Here is a 259-nt window from a genome sequence, read left to right as displayed (position 1 = left end):
CAGTCGGCGCAAGCTACACCAGTCACCTCAGTTCCTGAATTTATTCCAATTCCATTACCTGCGTCAAGCGCCGCTACCGTGACTCCGGACATCGTGATTGAAATCAAACGAGGAGCCGCTAATGTGATTGTGCGCTGGCCGCAAGCTGCCGCCGCAGAGTGTGCTAGTTGGCTGCAGAATTGGCTAAGATGATTCGGATAGATTCCATCTGGCTGGCAACCGAACCAATTGATATGCGCATCGGTATGGACACTGCACT

1 pseudogene is annotated in these 259 nt (G+C 52.5%); it reads left to right on the top strand.

Features of this window, described 5'->3' with window-relative positions:
* Positions 1 to 192 (top strand): annotated as a pseudogene (locus tag H8K32_RS20060) (IS66 family insertion sequence element accessory protein TnpB); the annotation flags it as partial.
* Positions 193 to 259 lie beyond the last annotated feature (67 nt).

It is taken from the genome of Cognatundibacterium jejuense (assembly GCF_014284255.1).
Lineage (GTDB): Bacteria > Pseudomonadota > Gammaproteobacteria > Burkholderiales > Burkholderiaceae_D > Undibacterium > Undibacterium jejuense.
This window is presented reverse-complemented; position numbering and strand designations above follow the sequence as displayed.